This is a genomic window from Gilvimarinus gilvus, from assembly GCF_030518155.1.
Taxonomy (GTDB): Bacteria; Pseudomonadota; Gammaproteobacteria; order Pseudomonadales; family Cellvibrionaceae; genus Gilvimarinus; species Gilvimarinus gilvus.
On record NZ_JAULRU010000418.1, the window covers coordinates 212,503 to 228,791 of the forward strand.

Here is a 16,289-nt window from a genome sequence, read left to right on the forward strand (position 1 = left end):
GATAGCCATTCTCATATAAGACTTCTCAACCCGCCCCGCTTGTGACACACTCTGCGCTCTGTGATGGGTTTAGTAAGGAAAATGTCGACCTAATGTCAGCGCATACAGCCAACATCTTCGCCATTGGCCTCTATTTATTGGCGGGTAGCTACCTGTTTGCTGCCGTTCTCCGCCTTAGAAAAGCGCCTCGTGGTATCTTGCTGCCGTTAATGTGCACTGCAATAGTGGCTCATGGCTACGCCTGTATGGAGCTTATCGTGACCCCCGAGGGGCTCAATTTACAGCTATTTTCCATGCTCTCTTTGGTCTTCTTTTCGGTAAACGCCATTGTTTTGCTGAGCTCCTTTAAAAAGCCCGTACAAAATTTATTCATATTGCTGATCCCACTCACGCTGCTTGCTATGGCGGGTTCGCTGGCAATCAGTGGCTCGAGCACGGTAACACCGCTAACTTTAGGTCTTGCCAGTCATGTTCTACTATCTATTACGGCCTATAGCCTGCTGACAATTGCGACGCTGCAGGCATTGTTTATCACCTTTCAAAATTACCGCTTAAAGCACAAGCGCGCCCTGCCGCCAGCGGGCTTGCTACCGCCCCTACAAACAATGGAATCTCTGTTGTTTGAGATGCTTTGGGCAGGTCAGATTTTACTCACCGCGGCGATAGTTTCAGGAATCATATTTTTAGACGATCTATTTGCCCAGCATGTCGTGCATAAAACCGTCTTTACCCTACTGGCCTGGTGCATATATTCGGTTTTGCTCTGGGGGCGCTACAAACTGGGCTGGCGAGGCTATACCGCCATACGCTGGACACTGGTGGGTTTCGCCTGCCTGATGCTGGCCTATTTCGGCAGCAAACTCGTGCTTGAATTCATACTCAATATTCGTTAACCACAAAATACCAAGCCCTAATCAACAACCAAACCACCCTGTCTATTGCGCATTTTGCGAAACTACTTCAAGATACTGGGCCGGTTTGTAGAACAGGTGTTACACCTCCTTGAACGATATACCCATAGAGCTGTTATTTGGCATTCTGGCAGCGCTGCTGGTCACGTCTGCCTTTTTCTCAGGCTCCGAGACGGCCATGATGGCCATTAACCGTTATCGGCTAAAACACCTCAGTAAGAAGGGACACCATGGCGCCATTCGGGTCGAGCAGCTTTTGCAGCGGCCAGACCGGCTCATTGGTCTGATTCTAATTGGCAACAATCTCGCCAATAACTTTGCCGCCATTATCACCGGCATAATCGCCGCCCGCTTGATCGGTGGGGATACCGGCCCAATTATTGGCGGCGTTATATTGACACTTTTTATGCTGGTTTTCGCCGAGGTCACGCCAAAAACATTGGCCACTTTATACTCTGAGCGAATTTCATTTTGGGCGAGCCTGATACTAAAACCCCTTTCCTACCTGCTTATGCCGGCGGTAATGCTGGTGAACGGCATCTCCAATGGCCTAACCAAAATGCTCGGCATCCACAAGGCTCACAGCACCATTGAGCACCTGGACCCGGAAGAGCTGCGCACGGTGGTAGATGAAGCCGGAGAGCTTATTCCCGACCAGCATCAGGGTATGCTACTTAACATTCTGGATTTGGAAAAATCCACAGCCGAAGACATCATGATCCCGCGCAATGAAGTAGCGGGCCTCGACCTGGAAGATGATGTCGACACCTTGCTAGAGAAAATCCGCACCAGCGAATACACTCGACTGCCCGTCTACACTAACGATCTAAATAATGTGGTCGGCATTCTACATTTGCGCAACGTGGCTCGCTTTTTACATGGCGATGACACGCTTGTTACCAAGGATAACATTCTGTCTTTTTCGGATGACCCCTACTTTGTTCCAGAATCAACGCCGCTTCACACTCAACTGCTAAATTTCCAGACCCAAAAAAGCCGTATGGCGCTTGTCGTCAATGAGTATGGTGAAGTACAGGGCATCGTAACCATGGAAGATTTACTAGAGGAAATTGTCGGCGACTTCACGACCAATATCGCTGAGGAAAGCGAGGAAGACATTATTGAGCAGGATGATGGCACCTACAAAATTCACGGTGGCACCTTCATTAGGGACATTAATCGCAACCTGGATTGGGCGCTGCCGACCGACGGACCGAAAACCTTAAATGGATTGGCAATGGAGTATATGGAGCGAATACCGGATGCAAACGTGAGCTTTACCATTGACCAGTACATCTTTGAAACGGAAGAGATTACCGACAAAATGATTGGCTGGTTTCGGGTGCATATGGATGAAACTATTCAGTAACAAACTGCCAACCCGACGTGCCGGCAATGTTAGTTGCGCAGCTTATGTAAAATCCACCCCGCACCAGCGGCCACTAACAAGAGGGCAACTAACAAAAAGCCACTGATCAACAGGTACGACCCCGCCTCGCGCAAAGACAGACCCCAGCCAAATATTGCCAGAGCCACAAAACAGCCAGAGGCTAAAAAGCACGTACCTGCGAGCCTGCGATAACGGCCCAAACCTCGAAACATCAAGCTACCTCGGAGCAATAGTTAGTGTGCGTGTTCGCTACGCTCGTGATACAGAGCTTCGGCGCCGTCTTGATCTCTGGCATTAACAACATTGCTATAGCCTAATTCGTTCAGAGCCTGCTTCGCCAGTTCAGCGCGTCGGCCGCTGCGGCAATAAAGCACAATCTCAGTCGCAGTATCAGCCTCCACCTCAGAAATAGCAGCTGTAATTTGATCGTGAGGTATATTGATTGCTTCTTTAAGATGCCCCTCGTCATATTCCTGCGCAGTGCGAACATCTATCCAGACAGTATCGCCACCATGAGCAGCAACCAGCCCACTGAACCACAAAACAGAACAACATCCCAACAAACGCAACCATTGTTTCATGCTATACACCTCAAGGTTTGCCGCATCTAACGATTAAGACTCGCGCCGCCATTTTGTGCCTTCAGCAGAGTCTTCCAGCATAATTCCCGCATCAGTCAGTTGAGCTCTAATCTCATCAGCGCGCGCGAAGTTCTTATCGAGTTTGGCTTGAACACGTTCAGCAATTAGGGCTTCAATGTCGCGGGCCTGCATACCCTCACCGCTATCGGCTTGTAAAAAAGCATCGGGAACGTCCTGCAAAATACCCAACACCTGCCCCATGGTTTTAATGGAAACAGCCAGTGATTGGGCCTCCGCCGTACCTTTTGCAGTGTTTAGTGCGCGCACCGCATCAAACATGGCGGCAAGAGCAACACTGGTATTAAAGTCGTCCTCCATTGCCGCTATAAAGCGAGCACTATAATCATCACTCAACTCGGCAAGCGCTACGACCTCTACATTTTCGTACCCGCGCAATGCGCTGTAGAAACGTTCCAGGCCCGATCGCGCCTCGATCAAGTTATCTTCAGAGTAATTAATGGGGCTGCGGTAGTGACTACCCAGCAAAACATAGCGAACTGTTTCTGGGTGATACTTCTTGAGTACTTCGCGAATCGTGAAAAAGTTGCCAAGCGATTTTGACATTTTTTCACCGTCTAAACGTACAGCCCCCGCATGCATCCAATAGTTTGCATAGGTGCAACCATTCGCCGCTTCACTTTGCGCGATTTCGTTTTCATGATGAGGAAAAGGTAAATCCGGCCCGCCACCATGGATGTCAAAGTTCGCTCCGAGGCAATGCTTACTCATCGCAGAACACTCAATATGCCAACCTGGGCGCCCTTTCCCCCAAGGCGACGGCCAACCTACCTCGCGGTCTTCTGCGTGCTTCCAGAGCGCGAAATCGCGCGGATCTTCTTTAGCTTCATCCACCTCAACCCGGGCGCCCGCCAATAAGTCCTCCGGATTTTTGTTGGTCAGCTTGCCGTACTCAGCGAAACTGCTAACGCGGTAGTAAACATCACCATTGCTGGCCGCATAGGCATGTCCTTTCGCAATCAGCTCGCCAACCATTTGAACAATGTCTTTAATGTGAGCTGTGGCCCTGGGTTCCTGGCTAGGCTGTACAACCCCTAACGCTCGCTCGTCTTCATGCATAAAGTCAATAAAACGGGATGTGAGGTCAGTGTAATCCTCACCATTTTCATCCGCCCGCTTAATTATCTTGTCGTCGATATCGGTGATATTGCGCACATAGTGAACATCCCAACCGCGGGCGCGTAAAAAGCGTGTAATTACATCAAACGCAACCAGCACTCGTGCATGACCGATATGACAGTAGTCGTACACGGTAATACCGCACACATACATGCTAATTTTGCCGGCCTGATTAGGCTTAAACTCTTCTTTATTGCGCGTAAGCGTGCTGTATATCTTCAGGGACATGCCACTTCCTGTATAACGGAAAAACTGGGGTTTATTGGTTGGAAATTTTCGCCCAACTATCACGCAAGCCGATGGTGCGATTGAAAACGGGCTTACCCGAAGCTTCTGTGTAGGTCGCATCGAGACAGAAATAGCCTTCGCGTTCAAACTGGTACGGCGTTTCTGCTACCGCACTGGCAAGCGACGGTTCAGCTTTACAGCCTGTTAAAACCTCGAGATTAGCTGGATTTATACCCTGTAAAAAGTCACTGCCGCCAGCACCTGGGTTTTCATCCTGAAACAGACGGTCATACAAACGCACATCACAGTCAATATGATTGTGATCGCTCACCCAGTGAATCACCCCTTTGGGCTTAACGCCGTCGGCGGGATCCTTGCCAATGGTGTCTTCAATCACCCGGGCTTTAACTTCAACGATATTGCCGGCCTCGTCTTTGACACACTCATCGGCTTCGATTACGTAGGCGTTGCGCAAACGAACTCGCTTGCCAATGACTAACCGTTTGTATTTTTTATTGGCCTCTTCACGAAAATCTTCCACATCAATAAAGATTGTGTTGCTGAATGACAACTCACGCTCTGCCAAATCGGCTCGGTTGGGATGACCGGGCGCCGTTACTGTTTCTACTTTCCCGGCATCGTAATTCGTCAGTGTAACTTTCAGTGGACGAAGCACACACATCGCGCGCGGGGCATTTTTGTCTAAATCATCGCGCACACAAAACTCCAACATGCCGACGTCGACCACGCTGTCGGAACGTGTAACGCCAATACGCTCACAGAAGTTGCGCAACGACGCAGGGGTATAACCGCGTCGGCGCATACCCGATATCGTCGGCATGCGCGGATCGTCCCAGCCGTCAACATGCCCTTCTGTCACCAATTGCAGTAACTTGCGCTTACTGGTGACAGTATAGTTGAGGTTTAAACGCGCAAACTCATACTGTTTTGGCGTCGCCGGTACCGATAAATTCTCCACAAACCATTCGTACAGGGGTCTGTGATCCTCAAATTCGAGGGTGCAAATTGAGTGAGTAACACCTTCGATGGCATCACTTTGTCCATGCGCAAAATCATAGGAGGGATAGATGCACCATTTGTCGCCCGTATGATGATGCGCAACGTGTTTAATACGATAGATGATAGGGTCGCGCAAATTAATATTTGGGGCGGCCATATCAATTTTTGCTCGTAGCGAACAACTGCCTTCTGCTAACTCACCAGAACGCATTTTCTCGAACAGTGCCAAATTTTCCTCGACACTGCGGTCGCGAAAAGGGCTGTTTTTACCCGGTTCTTTGAGTGTCCCCCGATGCTCACGCGCTTGATCTGGCGAAAGGTCACACACGTAAGCTTTGCCAGCCTTAATCAACTCCAAAGCCCACGCATAAAGCTGATCAAAATAGTCAGAGGTAAAACGAATATCACCGGCCCACTCAAACCCTAACCACGTAACATCACGCTTGATTGCCTGAACGTATTCTTCACTTTCTTTTTCCGGATTCGTGTCGTCAAAACGCAAATTACACTGACCACCAAACTCCTTGGCAAGCCCGAAATTTAGGCAAATAGATTTCGCATGGCCAATATGCAGATAGCCGTTTGGCTCTGGTGGGAATCGCGTGACAATGGCGCCGGTTTGTCCAGCACTCAGATCCGCCTTGATGATATTTTGCAAAAAGTGTGCGGGCTTCTCAGCCGCTGATTTTTCCGCTACGGGGGTATCGCTCATACTGCTCTCAATCCAGATTCAGGGGTGGCGCCAAGTGGTGCGCAGGCCAAGCCCGTTATTGTATAACCTAGCGGGCTGTTTTCCTACTGTGTCGAGCGTTCAGGAGGTGGTGTAGAACGATAATCGCTGGAGCGCTGCAATTGATAGCGTCGCACCGCCGCATTATGCTCCTCGAGAGTCGTAGAAAAGCTGTGAGTGCCGTCACCTCTGGCGACAAAGTAGACTTCACTGCCTTGCTCCGGGTGTAGACTGGCAAAAATTGCCTCTCGTCCCGGCAAGGCGATAGGCGTAGGCGGTAAGCCGTCGATAACATAAGTGTTATAGGGAGTAGGACGCCTTAAATCCGCCCGACTAATACGCCCCTGGTACCTCGCCCCCATTCCATAAATTACCGTGGGGTCTGTTTGCAAGCGCATCCCCTGATTCAGGCGACGCACAAAAACTCCGGCTATTTTTTGTCGCTCCCAGGCGGCTCCGGTTTCGCGCTCAACGATGGACGCCATGATCAACGCCTCATAAGGCGAATCATAAGGTAAGCTTAGCGCCCGCGCCTGCCAAAGCTCATCCAGCGTATCTCGCATCTTTCGATACGCACGATGCAGAATCTCAATATCGGTAGTGCCGGCGGTGTAATAATAGGTATCGGGGAAAAACCAGCCCTCGGGGTGCTCAATGGGCAAGTCCAACATGGATAACTGTGTGTTTAGATCCTCCCCCTGCAACAACGGCTTTAACTTTGGCGCCTCTGACAAGGCGGCAATGGCCTGCGCAAACGTCCAACCCTCGATCAAAGTGATGCTATGCTCGACGACATCCCCGCGGTGAAGTAACTCCAGCAATTGCGCAGGCGTCGTCCCACTGACGATTTTATATTCGCCCGCCTTTACCGCTGACCGACCGGTGACCTTCGCAACATAGAGCAGTATCCTGGGGTGACTCAAAACTTGTTTTGCACTTAAGTCAGTAACGGCTCCACTGAGGCTGCCGCCACGCTTGAGCTCGTACGTGAGCTCAGACGGCCCGATTGCCATAGGGGCATGAAACCACTGGGTGAAGTACTGATAGGCTCCAAACGCCGCAGCGGCTCCAGCGAGGGCACCAAGCAATAAAAACTTACGCAGCAAACTCAACGCGACTCTACCCATTATCGCCTCGCATTTCGCCGGCCCGGCTTTGCTGCTCAACGTAGCTGGTTAACTTTCGCTGCAATTTTTCGGCGACCGCGGCGGCAGAATACTGCGCGATCGTGGCACCAGCAGGGCTCAATAGTTCTGTAACCGCCACTACTCCTACATTACTGTTGCAAAAAAACACTTCACTCGCGCTCATGACATCATCAACCTGCAGCTTCGCCTCTCTCACAGAAATATCTAATGCGGGAGCAAGCTGTTCACATATCAATTGACGCATTACGCCGCGCACACCTGACTCATTTAGAGTCGGCGTCACCAGCTCGCCATTCGTTATGACAAACACGTTATGTGCCGTCCCCTCAATTACGTAACCATCGCGATCCAACATCAGGCCTTCGTGGATGGTTTCGTCAGACCACTCGGAGCGAGCAAGCACATTTTCGAGCCGACAGAGATGCTTCATACCCGCGATAGTACTATTTTGCGAGACGTGTGAATTGCAAATCCGGATTCGATAATGTTTAGGCTGATTTCGGCTATGTGGATAAAGCATAACCACCACCGTTGCCGCGCTGTTACCGGCGGCTTGATAGCCTCGCCCACTCGCCGCTCGCGTCACCACAATTTTAACAATGCCAGCGCCATTTGAGTCGGCAAGCGCTAACCGCACCAGTCGCTCTAACTCTGCCCGGGACACATCAATGTTGAGGCGAGCAAGGTCGCGACAAAGTCGCGCCAGGTGCCAGGACCAAAGGGGAATACAGCCGTCTGCAATCCGGCAAGTTTCAAACAGGCCGTCGCCGTATGCGAATCCACGATCGAGGGGGCTAAGGCGCTCACCCATTACCCCGTCGACCCAAATTTTAGGACTCTGGTTAGTGGTCACAGCAAGCGCCCGGAAAGCGTAACTTAATTGATTTTAGAAAAGATCAGCGAGCCGTTGGTGCCGCCAAACCCGAAAGAATTGCTCAGCACCGCTTGAATGGCTCGCTCTTGAGCCGTATTGGGCACTAAGTTGATATCACAACCATCATCTGGATTATCAAGGTTGATCGTAGGTGGAGCCACCTGATCACGTATTGCCAATACACTGAATATTGCCTCCACAGCGCCTGCGGCTCCCAACAAATGTCCAATCATCGATTTAGTTGAACTAACAGCCACTTGATCGACAGCAGATTGCATCACAGTTTTAACCGCGTGACACTCGGCTTTATCACCGGCGGGGGTAGACGTTCCGTGAGCGTTAATATAATTGATACGCGACAGCTCAATACCGGCATCTTTAACGGCATTTTGCATGGACAGGGCGGCGCCCGCGCCGTCTTCTGGGGGGGAAGTCATGTGATAGGCATCACCACTCATACCAAAACCAATAAGTTCGGCATAGATTTTCGCGCCGCGCGCCTTGGCATGTTCGTACTCTTCTAGCACCATAACACCTGCACCATCGCCAAGAACAAACCCATCACGGTCTTTATCCCAAGGCCTGCTTGCCGCCGAGGGATCATCATTGCGGGTAGAGAGCGCACGTGCCGCGGCAAAACCACCTAAACCTACCGGTGTCGTTGCCATTTCCGCGCCGCCGGCAAGCATAACATCGGCATCACCGTACATGATTGAACGCGCCGCGAGACCAATACAGTGGGTGCCCGTGGTACATGCCGTAGTCACAGCGATGTTGGGTCCACGCAATCCATAATGGATTGACAGGTTTCCGGCAATCATATTAATAATGGCGCCAGGCACAAAGAACGGCGACATGCGTCGAGGCCCTTTGTGCTCGACCACTAAGGTGCCATTTTCTATGGTACCGATACCGCCAATTCCTGAGCCAATGGAAACACCGATTCGATTGCCATTTTCATCGTTAACGTCCAGACCACTGTCGCGCATAGCCTGAATACCCGCCACCATACCAAATTGGATAAACGGATCCATTTTTCTGGCGTCTTTGGTCGGGAAGTATCCGTCGACGGAAAAGTCTTTAACGGAAGCGGAGAACTGGGTGGTAAAAGCCGATGCATCAAATGCAGAAATCGGCGCCACACCGCTTTTTCCGTTCAGAATACCGGACCAAGTGTCCTCTACGGTATTGCCAAGGGGGCTGACCATGCCAAGGCCGGTAATGACAACTCTTTTGCGCGACACGAAACTCTATCTCCCTAAACAGGAAACTTACGTACATCCACCCACCTTGAAGGCGGACAGCGATGAAAAGAAAAAGCCGTACTATTTTTCAATAATACGGCTTTCGTATAAATCTGGAATCAATAAATTCGCAGATTACGCCAGGTTGGCATTGATGTAATCGATGGCCAGCTGAACGGTGGTGATTTTTTCGGCTTCTTCATCTGGAATTTCGGTTTCGAACTCTTCTTCCAAAGCCATTACCAGTTCTACTGTATCCAGTGAGTCCGCGCCTAAATCTTCAACGAAAGAAGCCTCGGCTTTCACTTCATCTTCTTTAACGCCCAGTTGCTCAGCAACGATTTTTTTTACGCGTTCTTCAATGCTGCTCATGATCTAATTCAACTCCTAATAGGTAGTATCGACGAAACCGTCACATTCAGAACCACTGTGGCGGTTCCATTATATCTCCGGCGAAATCGACGCGCATTTTACATCTATTTTCACCTTGTTGTAACGCATAGGGGGAAAAAACTTTACCCCCAATCACTTTTTTCTTTAAAATCAATCAGTTAAAAAACCAATTAACACATGTACATGCCGCCATTTACCTGAATAGTCTCACCTGACACGTAACCACCGGCATCTGAAGCTAAGAATCCTACCACAGCTGCGATCTCTTCTGGTTTACCGAGACGCCCCAGAGGGATACGGGTGAGCAACTCGGCTTTCTGCTCCTCAGGCAAGACTTTCGTCATGTCGGTGTCAATAAAGCCCGGGGCTACGGTGTTGACGGTAATACCACGCGACCCCACCTCTGCGGCCAGAGACCGCGCAAACCCGGCAACGGCTGCCTTAGTGGCTGCATAATTGGACTGGCCCGGGTTACCCATGGAGCCTACCACAGAGCCCACATTGATAATGCGTCCCCAACGGTTTTTCATCATGCCTCGTAATACCGCCTTACTCAATCGATAAATGGCACTGAGGTTGGTATTAATCACGTCAAACCACTGCTCATCGGTCATACGCATCAGCAGGTTGTCTTTGGTAATACCCGCGTTGTTGACCAGCACCACCGGCGCTCCATACTGCTCGGTGACCGCAGCCAGTAAGCTCTGCACAGAGTCCGCATCCGTTACGTTTAGCACCATACCACAGCCTTGATGGCCGGCCGCTTTAATTGTTTCCGAAATCGCTGCAGCCCCCTTTTCTGAGGTGGCTGTACCGATGACAATAGCACCTGCCTGTCCCAGATGATCAGCGATAGCTGCGCCAATTCCACGGCTTGCACCGGTCACCAATGCTACTTTGTTTTCTAAACTCATAGTAAAAATTCTCTGTTAATCCTTATGCTACTGTCGACAAGCCGCTGTCAAAATCTTGCGGCGATTCTAAGCCACTGGCCGTCAATGACCGATCAATACGCTTTGCGAGTCCCGCTAAAACCTTACCGGGCCCACATTCCAGCAACAGGTTAACACCTGCATCTTTCATGGTATTAACACAGTCCACCCAAAGCACCGGCGCGTAAATTTGCTCTATCATAAGCGCTTTGATTCGGGCTGGGTCAGATTCGGTTTGCGCATTTACGTTGTGCACAACCGGCACTTGCGGGGCATTGAATGTCGTCGCCTCCACCAGTTCGGCCAAACGATCGGCGGCAGGCTTCATCAAGCTGGTGTGAAACGGAGCACTTACCGGCAATGGCAAGGCGCGTTTTGCCCCCGCCTCTTTACACAGTGCCATAGCGCGCTCAACGGCGTCGGTGGTACCGGCAATAACAACCTGCCCTGGTGAGTTAAAGTTAACCGGACACACAACATCTGCGCCTGCCGCTGCCTCGCAAGCGCAAACAATCGCAGCGTCATCGAGGCCAATAATTGCAGCCATAGCACCCTGCCCCGCCGGGACAGCTTCTTGCATGAACTTGCCGCGCTGACGTACCAAATTCACCGCATCAGCAAACGCAACGACACCGGCACACACAAGCGCAGACCATTCCCCCAGACTATGCCCCGCCATAAACGCGGGTTCAGCTCCGTCACGCTCAGACCACACACGCCAGCAGGCGACGCTTGCGGTTAGCAATAAGGGCTGCGTGCACTCGGTCATATTAATTTCTTCCTGGGAGCCACTCTGTACGCGCTCCCATAGATCGTAACCCAACACGTCACTGGCTTCGGCAAAAGTTTGCTGCACCACAGGATACTCGGCCGCCAACTCACTGAGCATACCGATTTTTTGTGAACCTTGACCGGGAAAAACGAAGGCCAAATTTGCAATCGTCATAACTTATCTCTTTTGATTATCCAAACTTTTAAAACTTTTCGAGCCGTACACCCAACCCACTCTCTCTACAACGTCATACCGACTCACGAGTCAACTATTGACGCAGAGCGCAACGAATTTTTTCAGGCGCATCATAGCTCGCCTGATCGAGCGCCAATTTTAATGCATGGCAAGTGGCCTCTACACCAGCAGCACCGTGGCTTTTTATCACGGTACTGTTAAGGCCAACCAAGGTAGCGCCATTATACGCATCTGGATTCAATTCGCGGCGCCAATGCCGCAAAATTGGCCATATAATCAAACCCGCCAATTTTCCAGGCCAACGGCTAAAGCTCTCTTCAATACGCCGTGCAATAAGTCTTGCAACACCTTCGCTCGCTTTGAGCGCTACATTGCCATTAAACCCATCACAAACTATGACGGCGACCTTGCCCGAGAAAATGTCGTCCGCCTCGATAAATCCAACATAATTTATATCGTCAAGTTGCTCTAGCTGATCAGCGCACTCGCGGATCAGAGCCGTACCTTTACCTGACTCAGTACCAATATTTAACAGGGCAACCTTAGGCTGCGCACCGGAATTGTCCATTGCCAACACGCTGCCCATGCGAGCGAATTGAATCAACTGCGCAACGCTACTTTGAATATTTCCACCCAAATCCAACATGACAGTCGCGCCTCGCTCTACCGGCATCGACTTACAAAATGCCGGCCACGCGACGCCGTCCAACATGCCCAGATGACGCTTCGCGAGCAACATTAGCGCACCGCTGTTACCCGCGCTCACACAGGCTTGCGCGCGTTTTTCGGCAACCGCCTTGAGCGCTTCGGCCATCGAGGATCCATTGCCATTGCGCAGGGCCAGTTTCGGCGCTGTGTCCATAGCAATTACCCCCTCACAATCGACGACTGAAACATTGATCGGTGGCTTAGCAGGCAGGTATTCGGATATAGCGTCAGCCTTGCCGTACAACTGCAAGTGCGCATTGGGGAAGGCCTCGGCAAAAGCGAGCGCAGCGGGGATAGTAATACGGGGACCGAAGTCCCCGCTCATCGCATCTAATGCCAATCGAATAGATTCAGCCAAGGTTGAATCGTCTCATCGGCTAGACGAACTTACTCGTCTGATGCTTTTTCGATCACTTTGCGACCACGGTAGAAACCGTCAGCGGTCACATGGTGACGCAAGTGCTTCTCACCACTGGTTGGATCAACAGACAGGGTTTGTCCGGTTAACGCATCGTGAGAGCGACGCATTCCGCGCTTGGAACGGGTCTTTTTACTTTTTTGAACTGCCATGATTAACTCCTATATAACAAAAAACTGAAGCTGGGGCGCCTCTTGTAGCCAAGCTACTTTTTCGGCGTTCCTTTAAGTTGCTCCAGAACTTGAAACGGGTTTGGCCTGGACTCTTCAGCCCCGACACCTTCGGTAGACTCACTAACGAAACGCTCCCTGGGGACACATTGCTCGTCGTGATAAACCACCTGCGGCAAGTCCAGCAACAGCTCTTCTTCGACAATGTCGTAAAAGTCTGCCTGGCCTTCGCCTACAATCCAAGGATCCATTGAGCGCGGCAAAGCCTTCGCCTGATCCTCATTCCACACTATCCCCACATGGATTCTGCAGTCGATTACGTGTTCAACGGGTTCTAGGCAGCGCTGACAAATTAAGCTAACACTGCCCTGAACATGCCCATTGAGCACGCGCTTGCCTTCTTCGCTAAAACCAAAAGACAACTCTGCAGAAACATCTCCACTGCCCTCAACCACCGCCTCTTTTAACCGAGGCAAGGAGTCAAGCGCCAGATTACCGCTTAATTTAACGCCCTGTTGAGCGTATTTTCGGGGATCTCCCCGCTGCGGTAACGACTTAGTTGTAGGTGCTTGAGACATAAGCGCGCAATAATAGGGATACAACCCCCCGCTGTCAAAGGAAAATAGCCCTAAACACGCAAATTGAGCCAGGTTTTTCCTTTTTAGGGCTCGGGGCGGGCACCAAGCACTCGGATTCACTCCCACAAAACCGCAACCGGCCGTATTTGGTAGACTTGCCGACCATAAACTCTCAACGGAAGACGACCACTTTTATGTCCCAGCCGCATATTGTTCTCGCCTCTAGCTCCCCTTATCGGGCTCAACTTCTCGAGCGCCTTGGGATCCCCTTCGTCACTCAATCTCCCAACATAGACGAGTCGCCACAACAACAGGAGTTACCCGAAAGGCTCGCCTTGCGTCTGGCCTCAAACAAAGCTCGCGCAATTGCTGCCAGTTTCCCCAAATCGCTGATCATCGGGTCGGACCAAGTGGCAAGCCTTGACGGCGGCACTATCGGCAAACCGGGCGGCTACGACCAAGCATTTAAGCAGTTATCGAGCGCGCGCGGCCAGTGGCTGACGTTCCACACCGGGCTAAGCGTTTACAACGCTGCAACCAATCAAGAATACCGAACCGTTGAGCGCTACCGGGTAAAGTTCAGATCCCTAAGCGACCAGCAAATAGACGGCTACCTAAGGCACGACCAACCCTACGATTGTGCCGGCAGCTTCAAATGCGAAAAACTAGGGATTGCACTTTTTGAACAAATGGATGGCCGCGACCCCAACAGCCTGATTGGCCTTCCCCTGATCGCCCTGGTAGAACTATTGGCGCAAGCAGGCCTAGACGTTCTGCTGCACGCACGCCCTGCCTAAAGCCTATCCCACGCCAAGAGCCCGGAGAAGCAGTCTAGGCAAAGCGCCGGGTCATAAGGCGTTAACCGGCCGGGCTCGTGCGCACCGTAAGATACGGCGATACGGTCCATGCCCGCGCGACGCCCCATTTCCATATCGTACTCAGTATCGCCAACCATAACCGAGTCTTGCGGCCCCACCGCCATCTCGGTCATGAGCTGGGCCAGCATTAACGGGTCGGGCTTGGACGCGGTTTCATCCGCGCACCGGCTCGCGTGAAAAAAATCTTCGAGCTGCAGCGACTTCAGCACGCGATCTAGCCCTCGCCGACTCTTACCCGTAGCCACAGCAAGTATATGCCCCTCACTTTTTAAGTGCTGCAGCGTCTCTAATACCTTGGGGTAAAATGCCGCAGGCTTCATCTTGTCCAGCGCCAAATAATGCTTGCGATAACCATCTCGCAAACCAACGAAGTCACTTTGCTCGATTCCGGGGTACATCACCTCAATCGCCTCAGGCAAGCCCAAGCCAATAATGTTGCGCACCTTATCCGACGCAGGCCGCTCCCAGCCAAGATCCTCGGCCGCGCGCTGCATCGCCAGCACGATAGTGCCGGTCGAGTCACTCAAAGTGCCGTCCCAATCAAATATAAAGAACAAAGGTTAAATCTCCTGCAGCTGCTCAACCACACACTGAAGGTCATCCGCCAAGGGCGCCTCAACGGTAATAACCCCTCGGTCATGCGGTAGAGCAAACGTCAACGAACTCGCATGTAGAAACAAGCGTTTAGCTCCGCACCGGCGCATCCGCTCATTGACATCGTCACGTCCGTACTTTTCATCCCCCAGCAGTGGACACTGCTTGTATTGTGCGTGGACCCGAATTTGGTGAGTGCGACCAGTAACAGGACGCGCCTCTAACAGGGTGAACCCATCGAACCGCTGCAGCACTTTAAAGCGCGTCAGGCTGCGCTTGCCTTCAGGGTGTACCTTGACTATACGCTCACGCCCGGCGGCCAGCTCCATTTTGAGCAAGGGGGCTTTCACCTCAAATGCGCTCTTAGGCCAACTTCCGACCGCCAACGCCTGGTACACTTTAGTAATAGAGTCAGCCCCCGCTGTTTTATCACGCAAGCATTGCTGCAAGTGACGCAAGTAACTGCGCTTTTTCGCCACCATGATGCACCCTGACGTATCCCGATCCAACCGATGCACCAACTCCAGATAACGGGCATCTGGCCGCAACTGACGCAGCGCCTCGATCAACCCCAAATCGACACCACTACCACCATGCACAGCGATGCCGGATGGCTTGTTAACCACCAACATACCGTCATCCTCATAGAGAATCGCCTCATTGAGAACGCGCCCTAAACCATGACTCAAGCGCTTAGGCGGAGCCTTTTTTGCCACTTTCATCGGGGGAACGCGAACAGTATCACCCGCTTTAAGGCGATAGCCGGCCTTAATGCGCCCCTTGTTGACCCGCACTTCGCCTTTTCGGAGTAACTTGTAGACGTGAGTTCGCGGCACGCCTTTAAGGCGAGCAACCAAAAAATTGTCAATACGTTGCCCCGCCAACTCATCGTCTACGGGCAAATACTGGACTCTGGAGAACCGCTCATCGAGTTCGGCGGTGATTTTAGGCTGGCTTGTCATAAGCGGTAGTTTACCAGCAAACCCAGACGTGCCGGAACTTCTAATGGAATAAAGATTTGCCGGCGCTTGTGTTAACTGATATATTCGAGCCAGCTGGGACAGGCAGGTTTCCGGACATTGCGTGAATAGGCATGTCGCGAGGAAATACCGCTGCCAGCTACCTGATACCCCCTTCTCAACCGAAGAGGGTATCCCAAGAAAGCAATTGAGCAGGTGCGACGCGCGCCCCACCCCTAGCAAAACGGGAGCAGGTGCAGCGCGAACACCCAAACCATTGCGCAGCTGGCGCAATGCGATTGATCCGCTATTTGTGTTTTGTGAAAGTACCAAGCCGGACGCTTGCAGATAAATGTAAACGAGAGATAT

The 16,289-nt window shown here is 51.6% G+C and carries 18 protein-coding genes; 3 read left to right on the forward strand and 15 right to left on the reverse strand.

Annotation, left to right across the window (positions count from 1 at the left end):
* Positions 1-92: 92 nt before the first annotated feature.
* Both QWI17_RS07680 and QWI17_RS07685 read left to right on the forward strand, forming a co-directional pair.
* Positions 93-893 (forward strand): cytochrome C assembly family protein, encoded by an 801-nt coding sequence (locus QWI17_RS07680; protein WP_302721932.1) that lies wholly within the window; start codon positions 93-95, stop codon positions 891-893.
* A 109-nt stretch (positions 894-1,002) separates the two neighbouring features.
* Positions 1,003-2,280, forward strand: coding sequence for an HlyC/CorC family transporter (locus QWI17_RS07685; protein WP_302721933.1), 1,278 nt, complete (start codon positions 1,003-1,005; stop codon positions 2,278-2,280).
* A gap of 29 nt (positions 2,281-2,309) precedes the next feature.
* On the opposite strand, the gene QWI17_RS07690 is transcribed toward QWI17_RS07685, so the two are convergent.
* From QWI17_RS07690 to QWI17_RS07750, 13 genes are all read right to left on the reverse strand, one after another.
* Positions 2,310-2,513: a hypothetical protein gene (locus tag QWI17_RS07690; protein ID WP_302721934.1), complete on the reverse strand. Its 204-nt coding sequence runs from the start codon at positions 2,511-2,513 to the stop codon at positions 2,310-2,312.
* A 21-nt stretch (positions 2,514-2,534) separates the two neighbouring features.
* Positions 2,535-2,882: a rhodanese-like domain-containing protein gene (locus tag QWI17_RS07695; RefSeq protein WP_302721935.1), complete on the reverse strand. Its 348-nt coding sequence runs from the start codon at positions 2,880-2,882 to the stop codon at positions 2,535-2,537.
* 33 nt (positions 2,883-2,915) lie between these two features.
* Positions 2,916-4,307 (reverse strand): cysteine--tRNA ligase, encoded by a 1,392-nt coding sequence (cysS, locus tag QWI17_RS07700; protein WP_302721936.1) that lies wholly within the window; start codon positions 4,305-4,307, stop codon positions 2,916-2,918.
* A gap of 31 nt (positions 4,308-4,338) precedes the next feature.
* The gene (locus tag QWI17_RS07705) at positions 4,339-6,039 is read right to left on the reverse strand and encodes a glutamine--tRNA ligase/YqeY domain fusion protein (RefSeq protein WP_302721937.1); all 1,701 of its coding nucleotides are present in this window, start codon (positions 6,037-6,039) and stop codon (positions 4,339-4,341) included.
* An 83-nt stretch (positions 6,040-6,122) separates the two neighbouring features.
* Positions 6,123-7,184: an endolytic transglycosylase MltG gene (gene mltG / locus QWI17_RS07710; RefSeq protein WP_302721938.1), complete on the reverse strand. Its 1,062-nt coding sequence runs from the start codon at positions 7,182-7,184 to the stop codon at positions 6,123-6,125.
* Positions 7,177-8,058 carry an aminodeoxychorismate lyase gene (pabC, locus tag QWI17_RS07715; RefSeq protein ID WP_302721939.1) on the reverse strand — a complete coding sequence of 294 codons (882 nt, stop codon included), beginning with the start codon at positions 8,056-8,058 and terminating at the stop codon, positions 7,177-7,179. The genes mltG and pabC overlap by 8 nt, the downstream gene beginning before the upstream one ends.
* Before the next feature lie 23 nt (positions 8,059-8,081).
* Positions 8,082-9,323 (reverse strand): beta-ketoacyl-ACP synthase II, encoded by a 1,242-nt coding sequence (fabF, locus tag QWI17_RS07720; protein WP_302721940.1) that lies wholly within the window; start codon positions 9,321-9,323, stop codon positions 8,082-8,084.
* A 135-nt stretch (positions 9,324-9,458) separates the two neighbouring features.
* On the reverse strand, positions 9,459-9,695 hold the full coding sequence (gene acpP / locus QWI17_RS07725) for an acyl carrier protein (RefSeq protein WP_020209685.1): 237 nt from the start codon (positions 9,693-9,695) through the stop codon (positions 9,459-9,461).
* 191 nt (positions 9,696-9,886) lie between these two features.
* Positions 9,887-10,630, reverse strand: a complete 744-nt coding sequence (fabG, locus tag QWI17_RS07730) for a 3-oxoacyl-ACP reductase FabG (RefSeq protein ID WP_302721941.1) — start codon at positions 10,628-10,630, stop codon at positions 9,887-9,889.
* A gap of 22 nt (positions 10,631-10,652) precedes the next feature.
* Positions 10,653-11,594 carry an ACP S-malonyltransferase gene (gene fabD, locus QWI17_RS07735; protein WP_302721942.1) on the reverse strand — a complete coding sequence of 314 codons (942 nt, stop codon included), beginning with the start codon at positions 11,592-11,594 and terminating at the stop codon, positions 10,653-10,655.
* Between the two features lie 94 nt (positions 11,595-11,688).
* The gene (gene plsX / locus QWI17_RS07740) at positions 11,689-12,681 is read right to left on the reverse strand and encodes a phosphate acyltransferase PlsX (RefSeq protein ID WP_302721943.1); all 993 of its coding nucleotides are present in this window, start codon (positions 12,679-12,681) and stop codon (positions 11,689-11,691) included.
* A gap of 29 nt (positions 12,682-12,710) precedes the next feature.
* The gene (rpmF, locus tag QWI17_RS07745) at positions 12,711-12,893 is read right to left on the reverse strand and encodes a 50S ribosomal protein L32 (RefSeq protein ID WP_302721944.1); all 183 of its coding nucleotides are present in this window, start codon (positions 12,891-12,893) and stop codon (positions 12,711-12,713) included.
* Between the two features lie 53 nt (positions 12,894-12,946).
* A complete protein-coding gene (locus tag QWI17_RS07750) occupies positions 12,947-13,489 on the reverse strand; it encodes a YceD family protein (protein ID WP_302721945.1) in 543 nt (180 codons plus the stop codon).
* Positions 13,490-13,683: 194 nt separating this feature from the next.
* On the opposite strand from QWI17_RS07750, the gene QWI17_RS07755 reads away from it, so the two are divergent.
* The gene (locus tag QWI17_RS07755) at positions 13,684-14,286 is read left to right on the forward strand and encodes a Maf family protein (protein WP_302721946.1); all 603 of its coding nucleotides are present in this window, start codon (positions 13,684-13,686) and stop codon (positions 14,284-14,286) included.
* On the opposite strand, the gene QWI17_RS07760 is transcribed toward QWI17_RS07755, so the two are convergent.
* Positions 14,283-14,924 carry an HAD-IIIA family hydrolase gene (locus QWI17_RS07760; protein WP_302721947.1) on the reverse strand — a complete coding sequence of 214 codons (642 nt, stop codon included), beginning with the start codon at positions 14,922-14,924 and terminating at the stop codon, positions 14,283-14,285. The two genes, QWI17_RS07755 and QWI17_RS07760, sit on opposite strands and share 4 nt — an antisense overlap.
* Positions 14,925-14,927: 3 nt before the next feature.
* Complete coding sequence (gene rluC / locus QWI17_RS07765) at positions 14,928-15,923, reverse strand: 23S rRNA pseudouridine(955/2504/2580) synthase RluC (protein WP_302721948.1); 996 nt, start codon at positions 15,921-15,923, stop codon at positions 14,928-14,930.
* Between the last annotated feature and the right edge of the window lie 366 nt (positions 15,924-16,289).

Bases quoted from the DNA above. Each gene is read 5' to 3' on its own strand.
- QWI17_RS07680 (WP_302721932.1), top strand. From the start codon at position 93: ATGTCAGCGCATACAGCCAACATCTTCGCCATTGGCCTCTATTTATTG.
- QWI17_RS07690 (WP_302721934.1), bottom strand. From the start codon at position 2,513: ATGTTTCGAGGTTTGGGCCGTTATCGCAGGCTCGCAGGTACGTGCTTT.
- QWI17_RS07695 (WP_302721935.1), bottom strand. From the start codon at position 2,882: ATGAAACAATGGTTGCGTTTGTTGGGATGTTGTTCTGTTTTGTGGTTC.
- cysS (WP_302721936.1), bottom strand. From the start codon at position 4,307: ATGTCCCTGAAGATATACAGCACGCTTACGCGCAATAAAGAAGAGTTT.
- QWI17_RS07705 (WP_302721937.1), bottom strand. From the start codon at position 6,039: ATGAGCGATACCCCCGTAGCGGAAAAATCAGCGGCTGAGAAGCCCGCA.
- mltG (WP_302721938.1), bottom strand. From the start codon at position 7,184: ATGGGTAGAGTCGCGTTGAGTTTGCTGCGTAAGTTTTTATTGCTTGGT.
- acpP (WP_020209685.1), bottom strand. From the start codon at position 9,695: ATGAGCAGCATTGAAGAACGCGTAAAAAAAATCGTTGCTGAGCAACTG.
- fabG (WP_302721941.1), bottom strand. From the start codon at position 10,630: ATGAGTTTAGAAAACAAAGTAGCATTGGTGACCGGTGCAAGCCGTGGA.
- fabD (WP_302721942.1), bottom strand. From the start codon at position 11,594: ATGACGATTGCAAATTTGGCCTTCGTTTTTCCCGGTCAAGGTTCACAA.
- rpmF (WP_302721944.1), bottom strand. From the start codon at position 12,893: ATGGCAGTTCAAAAAAGTAAAAAGACCCGTTCCAAGCGCGGAATGCGT.
- QWI17_RS07750 (WP_302721945.1), bottom strand. From the start codon at position 13,489: ATGTCTCAAGCACCTACAACTAAGTCGTTACCGCAGCGGGGAGATCCC.
- QWI17_RS07755 (WP_302721946.1), top strand. From the start codon at position 13,684: ATGTCCCAGCCGCATATTGTTCTCGCCTCTAGCTCCCCTTATCGGGCT.
- rluC (WP_302721948.1), bottom strand. From the start codon at position 15,923: ATGACAAGCCAGCCTAAAATCACCGCCGAACTCGATGAGCGGTTCTCC.